Source organism: Cryobacterium sp. TMT3-29-2 (genome assembly GCF_004564305.1).
Lineage (GTDB): Bacteria > Actinomycetota > Actinomycetes > Actinomycetales > Microbacteriaceae > Cryobacterium > Cryobacterium sinapicolor.
Genome location: NZ_SOGK01000087.1, coordinates 1 through 2112, shown reverse-complemented (window position 1 = coordinate 2112; position 2112 = coordinate 1). Strand labels below are relative to the sequence as shown.

At 65.2% G+C, this 2112-nt stretch carries 2 protein-coding genes; both read right to left on the bottom strand.

What is annotated here, in order from left to right:
- Positions 1-34 precede the first annotated feature (34 nt).
- Complete coding sequence (istB, locus tag E3O67_RS09955) at positions 35-817, bottom strand: IS21-like element helper ATPase IstB (protein ID WP_134369384.1); 783 nt, start codon at positions 815-817, stop codon at positions 35-37.
- The gene (istA, locus tag E3O67_RS09950; protein ID WP_135102608.1) at positions 817-2040 is read right to left on the bottom strand and encodes an IS21 family transposase; all 1224 of its coding nucleotides are present in this window, start codon (positions 2038-2040) and stop codon (positions 817-819) included. The genes istB and istA overlap by 1 nt, the downstream gene beginning before the upstream one ends.
- Positions 2041-2112 lie beyond the last annotated feature (72 nt).

The following is a 2112-nucleotide window of genomic DNA, read 5'->3' as shown; positions in this document are numbered from 1 at the left end:
CGACGGGCGAAAAGTAGTCCACTGTTGTGTCTAACTATTCTGCCGTGTTCTCTGGTCGTGCCGAGGGAAGAGTGTCGATGCCGCTGTTTTTGAGTCGGTAGCTGGAGCCTTTGAGCGTGATGACGTCGGCGTGGTGAACGATTCGGTCGATCATCGCGGCGGCCACGACGTGGTCGCCGAAGACGTCGCCCCATCGGGAGAAGGGGAGGTTGCTGGTCAGGATCAGCGAGGCGTGTTCGTAACGGCTGGAGACGAGCTGGAAGAACAGATTCGCGGCGTCTTGTTCGAACGGGATGTAGCCGACTTCGTCGACGATGATCAGGCCGTAACGGCGGAGCTTCACGAGTTCCTGGGGCAGCCGGCCCAGCTGGTGGGCTGATTGGAGTCGGGTGACCCAGTCCGTTGCTGTGGCGAACAGGACTCGGTGGCCCGCATGGGCGGCTTTGATGCCCAGGCCGATCGCGAGGTGCGTTTTCCCGGTCCCGGGCGGACCGAGCAGGACCACGTTCTTCGCCTCGGTGAGGAATGAACCGGTGCCGAGGTGCGCGATCGTGTCTCGCTTGAGTGAGGGCTGGTGGTCGAAGTTGAACTCCTCCAACGATTTCCGGCCGGGGAAGCCCGCTGCCCGAATCCGCAGTTCCGCGCCGGAAGACTCCCTCGCGGAGACTTCCCGGGAGAGGACCGCCGCCAAGTATTCCTCGTGAGTCCAACCTGCCTCCCGGGCCTGCTCAGCGAGTCGGGCGGCGGCGTCCCTGATCCGGGGTGCTTTCAACGCGCGGGCGAAGTACTCGATCTCGCTGATCGTTTCGCGGCCCATCAGGCGACTTCACCGTCAAGGTCGAACCGGACCCCGAACGCCGTGTCGTAGTCGGCGAGGTTTCGTTCGAGGCTCTCCTCGACCGGCTCCGCGCGGGTTTGAAACGCGGTTCGCAGGGTCGCGGCGGCAGCAACGTGAGCCCGGTCGGTGATCGTTTGTCCGGTCGACCACGCCCGGTCATGAGACGCGAACAGCCTGTCCTCGAGGGTGACCGTGACCTGGTCCAGGTCCGCCCGAACCTCGACCATCCGCCCGATCCCGGCCGGGTCAACGGAGTAATCGTTGCCGTGGACGCGAACGTAGTAATCGCGCGGCAAACGGACCCGGGCGGCGAACCCGACCAGCGGCGCGACCGGCGGCAACGCGAGCATCGCGGCCCGGTCCGCCGCGACCAACTCCGTGGGGCGCCCGCCGAGCCGGCGAACAACCCTCCCATTCGCCCGGGGCAACCAACTCGCGAGTTGCTCGTTGAAGTCAGCCGGCGAGCGAAACGATCGCCCCGGCAGGAACGATGTCTCCAAGTACTGATTCGCGCGTTCGACGATGCCTTTGGACTCCGGATCGAAGGGCTTGAGTTGCACGATCCTGGTCGCCAACGTCCCGGTGAATGCCGCGACTCCGTGAGCGAACGCGTTCCGGCGGCCGATGCCGGCCTCGTTATCCCAGATCAACCGCTTCGGGACCGCGCCCAACTGCCCCGAGATCAATGACCACATGCCCACGAGCAGATCCGGTGTCGTCCGCGACGGCAACATCACAGCCGTGATGAACCGCGAGAACGAGGACACGACCACCAACACCGGCGGAGACCCGGCCTGGCCGGCGCCGAGCGGGATCTTCACGGGCGGGAACCACAGATCGCACTGCGCCTGATCCCCGGCTGCATACGCGATCCGGTCCGCGGGATCTACCGGCGCATACTCCGGCCGAAGCCTCGCCACATTCTCACGGAACCACGTGATCGAGCCCGACCACGCCAACCTCTCCGCGACGACCGTCGCGGGCATCCTCGGGTGCGCCGCGAGCAGCTCACGGATCCGCGGCTCCAGCTCCCTCAACTCAGACGGCCGAACCGGCCGCTCATACTTCGGCGGCTCATCAGAAGCGATCGCTCGCGCGACCGTGTCCCTGGCCACCCCTAAACGCCGCGCGATCTCTCGCTGCGACACGCCCTCGCTCTTGTGAAGGCGACGAATCAACGCCCAATCTTCCACTGTGATCACCCATCCAATCGTGGTCGAGTGGACTAGTTTTCAACCGTCGATTCTGGCTGGGTATTCAACCGTCGCTGACAG